Raw genomic sequence first — 7,740 nt, 5'->3', positions numbered from 1 at the left:
TCTTCAAACTAAAGTGACGATGAAACTGTTAGCAGATTTAGGTGCGCCCATTTTTGTTAGTATGCCACAGTTACTTCCCATTATCAGTTCCATGATGGTGAGCCTATCACTGGAGTTTGGAAATACTCCAGCATCAGCGATGGGCTATGTCAATTATGGATTTGTTCTGAGTGCTTTCTTGGGAGATGTAGAAACTGGCTATAGTTTTGGGAAGTTGGCACTTAACGTAGCGGATCGCTTAAATGCAAGAGAATTTCATGGCAGAATTTCATTTCTATTTGCAAACTGGATTCAACATCGTAGAGAACCGATCCGAGAAACTAGCACGACACTAAAATATGCTTATCTAGTTAGCATGGAAGCTAGCGATTTTATTGCTATTGGTTATAGTATCAGTTGTTACTTCGATACAAAGTTACTTTCAGGGATAGAGCTAAGTAATTGGGAAGCGGAGATATCACCGTACACTCAAGAGTTAGAGCGGGTAAAGCAATATTCTGCTCGAGCTTATCTGGAGATGAAGCAGCAGGTGGCACAAAATTTGATGAGACAGGGAGCCGATCGAGACTGTTTGAAGGGAACTGCTTACGATGAAGCAGTAATGATTCCCAAACATCTTCAGGATAGCGATTTGACTGCTCTTGCTTACGCATATATTTACAAATTGATGCTTGCATACTTATTTGGTAATTATAATGCTGCGTTAGAGAATATTACTCATGGAGAACAGTATTTACCAGCAGTCTCAGGAATGATTCCGCTGCCTGTATTCCATTTTTATGCAGCTTTGACACACTTAGCCGCCGATTTCGATCGATCCGAAGCCATTACACAGGCAAATAACCATCAAGCGATAATTCATCAATGGGCGGAGAATGCACCGATGAATTATCTACACAAATGGCACCTGATTGAAGCTGAAAAGCAGCGAGTTTTAGGCGATCGAGCCGCAGCAATCGAGTATTACGATCTGGCGATCGCAGGTGCGAAGGAACATCAATTCATCCATGAAGAAGCCCTTGCAAACGAACTAGCGACGAAGTTTTACCTCGATTGGGGTAAAGATAAAATCGCCCAATCTTACGCGATCGAGGCATATTATGCTTACGATCGTTGGGGTGCGACTGCCAAGTGTACGCATCTAACCACACTCTATCCGCAATTACTCGCACCGATCCTGACTAAAGATCGAGCTGTCACTGACGATATATCATCGACGATCGAGAACTCGATTACTGGTAGCTGTGAATTTTTGGATTTGAATACGATGCTCAAAGCCTCACAAGCGATTTCTGAGGAGATTAAACTCGATCGAATCATCACTAGTCTCCTGGAGATTGTCGTTGCCAATGCAGGCGCAGACAAATGTATTTTGCTACTCAAAACCGCAGCAGATCTCAATGTCGTTGCGAAGGTAGAACTGGGACAGCAGCCGCAGTTGCTCGCGCCGATTTCTTTCAGATTGAGTCCCGAGCTGGCAATTAGTGTCATCGATCGAGTCCAGCGGAGTTTGGAACCGATCCTGTTGTCGAGTGCCGATTATGCTACGGAGTATCATGGCGATCTCTATTTGCACCAGCATCAACCCAAAAGTGTCTTGTGTTGTCCGATCGTCGATCGCGGTCGGTTAATTGGGGTATTATATTTGGAAAATCAGCTTATGCTTGGTGCTTTTACTCGCGATCGATTGGACATCCTCCAAGTCATCGTCGCTCAAGCAGCCATTAGTATCGAGAATGCGAGACTGTATACCGAACTAGAAGCATCATTTAATATTCTCGAACGCAAAGTCGAAGAACGCACGATCGAACTCAAGGCTGCTAAAGAATTAGCCGAAGCAGCAGATCGATCGAAGACTAGTTTCTTTACCAACATGAGTCACGAACTGCGCACGCCGCTCAATGCAATTCTGGGGATGTCTGAGGGGTTGACCGAATTAGTCTACGGTCAGCTCAACCAGCGACAACTTCGTTGTATTGAAGTGATCGCCAACAGTGGTAATCATCTACTGCAATTGATCGACGATATTCTCGATTTAGCAAAAATCGAAGCAGGCAAGTTTGAACTATACTGCACGCCAACTAACATCGCCGATCTCTGCCATGAGAGTCTGTCATTTGTCAACCAGCAATCTTCTCAAAAGAATATTCAACTAACCGTAAATCTGCCCCCGCAGCTACCCGAGTTAATAGTAGACGAACTGCGGATTCGACAAGTGCTGATCAATCTGCTCTCCAATGCGGTGAAATTTACGCCTGAAGATGGACGTGTGAGTTTGGAAGTCAGCCATCATCTCGCTACCGCTCCTCAAGCTACCGCTTGGATTCAGTTCGCGGTCGTAGATAGCGGAATTGGGATCGCGCCAGAGGATCTGAGTCAGCTATTTCAGCCATTTGTCCAGATCGATAATGCTTTGAGCCGTCAAACTAAGGGGACGGGTTTGGGGCTAAATCTGGTGCGGGAGATTGTCGAACTGCATGGCGGTAGAGTCGGTGTGAGCAGTCAGATTAATGTTGGCAGTCGGTTTACGCTCGATCTACCCTGCGGCAATCTACCGTTTATTTTCCCATTAGCAACAGCGGAATCTGCGGATGAGAGCGCGATAAGTTCCCCCAATGACGATCGATTTTCATGCTCCTGGAGTGCCAATCCGCCAAGATTGACAGAATTACTTTCTTACCCATCGCCGGATCGGCTACCATCTCGCAAGCCGCCGATCCTCATTGTCGATGACGATCGATCGACGATCGAAACACTCACGGACTATCTAGAAGCCAAAGGCTACACTACTATTTTTGCCCAAAATGGTCTGGAGGCGATCGAACTAGCGCAGTTGCATCATCCCGAAGCCATCTTAATGGATATCCACATGCCGATCCTCGATGGCTTGGCAGCGATCTCCCAATTACGCAGCGATCCTTATTTCGAGCGGCTACCGATTATTGCTCTCACTGCTCTAACTATGAGTGGCGATCGCGAACGCTGTCTGGAAGCTGGCGCAAATGAGTATCTAGCCAAACCCATTACATTGGGAATACTAGCCGCGACAATTCAAGAATTAATCGCCTAGATGTAGTAAATCATCAAACGCAACTGCCGATTTTCACGCACGATTCCGACACACCTTAGCATCGATATTTTATGACTACTCCTGCCTCGATTCTGGTTATTGATGACGATCCGAACAACTTTGATGTCATTCAAGTTTTACTAAATAAAGAAGACTATATTTTCCATTATGCCTCTAGTGGGCAACGCGCACTCGATCGAGTCGATCGATTTCAACCCGATGTGATTTTACTCGATGTGATGATGCCAGATCTCGATGGCATCGAAGTCTGTCGCCGGATTAAAGCCTTACCCAGATGGCAGTCGGTGCCGATCGTCATGGTAACTGCTTTGACTGATAAAAAGGAGCTAGAACGGTGTTTGTCTACAGGTGCAGAAGACTTAATTGCCAAGCCAGTCAATCGACTCGAACTGATTGCTAGAGTTGCCCTAATGCTGCGAATTAAACGGCAGTATGATGGACTCCAAATCGCCCAGCAAAAGTTAGAGTTAGCAGCTCAAGCTCAGGATGAGCTATTAGCAATGATAACTGATGAAATGACTGCCCCAATTACTGATGTATTGGAAATTGCCCGACTATTAGCAACTACCGAACTAACACCGATTCAGCACGAGCATCTACAAACTGTTCGGGTTAATGGTGAAAAGTTATTGACGGCAATAACTAATATTTTGGATTCTTCCCGATGCGATCTCGTTCCCTATTATTAGTTAAAAGTGCTATTAAATCCGCTCTATAAAGACTTTTTTGGCGATCGGAATCCCTTGCCCTCACCTCGCCATCGCCTCCGGCTCTAGCTCCCCTCTCCCAAGCTTGGGAGAGGGGCTGGGGGTGAGGGCAAGATGGTAGGTTTTCTAAATCGGATTTACTATTAGTTCTCGTCAACTGGTAATAGCTCTAATGCTGCTAGATAAAGCTGTTGACGACGTAAGGCGCGATCGAGAAATATCATTAGCTCGCTGGCTAACCACTGATTTTCAGCCGGAGTTAAGAGTAATGATAGGGCACACTGCCGATTAGCCAAATCGATCTTGCGGTCAGCGATATATCGATAACGATGAAGCCATTTAACGATCCAGATAAACGTATCTTTATTATTGGATTGCACCACGAAGTATTCGACTAGCGGTACAAAAATACTCTGCTTACCAATAAATTCAATCTTAACTCGTTGGCGATCGAATGGTAATACAGATGCTCTTTTCTTGGTACCCCTAATATTAATGTTAGTAATATTTGCAGTGTGATTATATATTAGTCGATCGAATAACCAGTGCTTGAGCTGGAGACGATTGCCAGAAACATCTAATTGAACTTTAGAAAAATTACCGTAAATGGTATAAGCTGCTAGCGAAAAGGCGATCGCCACATATGCAGATCCTAAAATGCTAAATAAAAATAGTTTTAATGGTTCGATCGAGAAAGATACTGTCGCAATGAAGTAGAGCGCGATCATAATAATAAAGTTACTAAAAATTGCAAGTAAAGCTAGCTGCTGACTATTAGAAGTCCGAAATATGACCGCAGGGATCGTAATAGTTAAGTCTGTTTCATCAGCAATGACTCGAATCGGACTATCGATCGGTTTGCGCGGGCGATTATTGGCAACTAGTGGTGGAAGTTTCTGCAATCCTCTCAGGACGGCAAGCGCTTCCGCCGCAGTTGTAAAGCGCTGTTCGACTGTCGGTTCGAGCATTCGATCGAGCCAATCGGCAAATTTGCGCGGTAATTGTAGAGACGATCGAAAGTTAATTTTGAGTTGTTTGTGCGGTAACTTACTCGGATCTTCACGCGTTAATAAAAATAACAAAGTTGTCGCCAAGCCATATAAATCGGTACTTAAATATGCCTGTCCGCGAAACTGTTCTGGAGCCATATAGCCATACGTTCCGACTACCGTACTCCCACCAGTCACTGTTTGGTGATAAGTATCTTGAACCGCACCAAAATCGACGAGATAGATTTTCCCGTCGGGACTTTTAATCAAGTTTTGGGGCTTAATATCGCGGTGAATTACTGGAGGAGCGAGACGATGAAGATAGTTGAGAATTTCCAGTACTTGAGCGGCAATTTGTTCGACTTCCGCTACTTCTGGTTGCCATCCGCGCTCGATTAATACCGATAGCGGCGTTCCGGATGCTAAAGATTGGACGATATAAAATTCCCGATCGCGATCGGTATCGATTTGGAAGTAATCTAGATATTGCGGGATTGCCGGATGATTTAATTGAGCTAAGATCTTCGCCTCCCGCTCGAATAACTCGATCGCTTTCCAATCCTGAGCGCGTCGCAATGACATGACTTTAATTGCCACGGTTGCATCAGTTTCTAAGTCTTTAGCAGCATAAGTAGTCGCAATTCCACCCTGTCCTAAGATATGAATAATTTGATAGCGATCGTTGAGAACTTGTTCGGCTCGTTGCATCTCAGTCAGAATAGTATGTTGAACTTATTTTTTTCGATCGGCTGAATTTAGATTTATGTCTGTGATGCCAAGAAATAGTAATAGCTGCGCTGGTGAACTGTACTCGTAAGTATTACTTGAATTAGAAGTTTTAGATCCAACGAGCTTAGCAACTGAATCAATTTTGCCGCCTGGGTAATAAAAGTTGTTTCGATATTCACCACGACTGAAATAACATCGAGCATCAGATTTTGCTCCAGCCTGAACTAAGTAAAAAATTGCTTGTTTAGAAATTGGGTTGTTAGCAATATTATTGATATGTTTCGATAATTTGGGAGTATATGGCATTAAATCGCGAACGATCGCTGTATGTAATGGCGTACAGCCCAAACTATCTTGAATATTAGGATCGACACCTCGATCGAGTAATAGTTTGACTATTTCACCATCTTGATGAACGCTAGCTAAGTGTAAGAGCGACAGCTTATTCTGGTCGGGATAAGCCCTATTTAAACTAACTCCTCGTCTGAGTAACAGCTCTAAAACACCAATTCTGTTTTTCCGAATTGCGTAATATAAAATGCCGTTGAGATTAGTATCCATCGCTTCTTTTTCTTGCAAGTTAATCTGATATTGTTTGTATTGTTTTGCACGTGAGACATAAGATGGATCGCTACTACCTGAAGCTTCTTGAACTGCGTCTCGATCTAAGTTTTTCTTTTGTTCTTGAATACTTTTTAATTTCTCCTGCTGAGGCGGAACTAAATTTGCTGAATCGCGAATATCTGCGCCGCGTTCGATTAACATCTGGACTACTTCTGGCAGATCGTTGTCGATGGCATGGGACATGAGAGTTCGCTGGTGGCGATCTTTGGTATCGACATTAAAGCCCCGATCGAGATATCCTCGGATCTGACTGACGTTAGGCTGTCTAGACATAGCTTCAAATGGTTCATTGGCTACGAGTCCAGCTATGCTCAACCAGTAATATTTAGATCGATCGAATACCCCGAACACCAATAATAGTGATGCTAAGCCAATCGCACCAATCAAAGCTCGATCGAATTTACTAAATGTCGGTTTGAACTTTTTCGATTTGGGTGGATTTTTGAAGACTTCTAAGGCTTTGGTAGATGAACTAAAGCGACTCCCGACATCTGGCTCTAGCATTCGTTCCAGCCAGTCGGCAAAACTATTCGATACCTGCAACCTGTCGCGAAAATTTAAGCGCAAACCGTCTTGCGGAATCTCCGCAGGCGATCGATGGGTGAGTAGATGTAAAATAGTCGCACCCAAGCCATATAAATCCGTCGCAGGTACGGCTTGTCCGCGAAACTGTTCGGGAGCCATATAACCATAAGTCCCAACGACGGTACTACCCCGCATAAAGGTGTCGTGATAGGTTTGTTGTACCGCTCCAAAATCGACGAGATAGATTTTGCCGTCATCAGTCTTGAGGATATTACTCGGCTTGAGATCGCGATGCACGATCGGCGGATAATGACGGTGGAGATAGATTAAGATTTTAAGAATCTGGATGATAATTGGCTTCAGTTCCGCTTCAGTGACGCGCCAACCAGAGCGCATCCATTCTAATAAAGTTTTACCCGGTGCTAATTCTTGGACGATGTAAAAATAGCGTTCGTCATCGATATCTGTGGTGAAATAATCCAGGTATTTAGGAATGCCATCGCGATCGAGTGCACTGAGGACTTTGGCTTCACGCTCGAATAATTCGATCGCTTTCCAATCATTCATTCGATCGAGCGATAAGGCTTTGAGAGCGACAGGTTGTCGGGTTTGGGAATCGACTGCGCGATAGGTGACACCGCTACCACCTTCACCTAAGATGCCGAGAATGTCATAGCATACCGCCTCGGCGGTGCCGCTGCGAGCGATGACTTGGGAGGGATGGGTGGCTGATTTCACGATCGCGTGTCTGGATTACTCAATAGATTTAGAGTACCCAGACGATCGCCAGAGTGCGCTATCGCAGATCGGATTGTTACCTAAAGCCCAAAACCTTGCTTGGTGAAAGCCATGGGTCGGAGCGGCTCGCGCACGCCTCTATTCCCCGACGGTTTGCGACTGAAATCGCGCTGTAGGCGAAGACGTGTCGCTAGACGGTTCCCTCAGCGTGCGTTTCAGTCAAGACAGCGAAAAGTGCGTTCTTGGGGTTTCCCCTGTCTTGTCGTTTTCTTATTCGGGGGGAACCCCCGAATAAAAACGCCGCAAGTGAAGCACCTTTTCAAGACAGCGGATGCGC

At 45.0% G+C, this 7,740-nt stretch carries 4 protein-coding genes; 2 read left to right on the top strand and 2 right to left on the bottom strand.

All coding sequences use genetic code 11. From position 1 onward, the window contains the following. Both RMO35_RS18595 and RMO35_RS18590 read left to right on the top strand, forming a co-directional pair. The coding region (locus tag RMO35_RS18595) for an ATP-binding protein (RefSeq protein ID WP_309743004.1) at positions 1-3,070 on the top strand (3,070 nt) is incomplete at its 5' end. 71 nt (positions 3,071-3,141) lie between these two features. Then, positions 3,142-3,780 carry a response regulator gene (locus tag RMO35_RS18590; RefSeq protein ID WP_309743002.1) on the top strand — a complete coding sequence of 213 codons (639 nt, stop codon included), beginning with the start codon at positions 3,142-3,144 and terminating at the stop codon, positions 3,778-3,780. Between the two features lie 161 nt (positions 3,781-3,941). On the opposite strand, the gene RMO35_RS18585 is transcribed toward RMO35_RS18590, so the two are convergent. Both RMO35_RS18585 and RMO35_RS18580 read right to left on the bottom strand, forming a co-directional pair. After that, positions 3,942-5,495 (bottom strand): serine/threonine-protein kinase, encoded by a 1,554-nt coding sequence (locus RMO35_RS18585; protein ID WP_309743000.1) that lies wholly within the window; start codon positions 5,493-5,495, stop codon positions 3,942-3,944. 24 nt (positions 5,496-5,519) lie between these two features. Next, entirely contained in the window at positions 5,520-7,403 is a 1,884-nt protein-coding gene (locus tag RMO35_RS18580; RefSeq protein ID WP_309742998.1) for a protein kinase domain-containing protein, read from the bottom strand. Positions 7,404-7,740: the final 337 nt, after the last annotated feature.

The sequence above is a fragment of the Chamaesiphon sp. OTE_20_metabat_361 genome, assembly GCF_031364565.1.
Note: the sequence above shows the minus strand (reverse complement) of the source record. Positions and strands in the feature narration are given on the sequence as shown.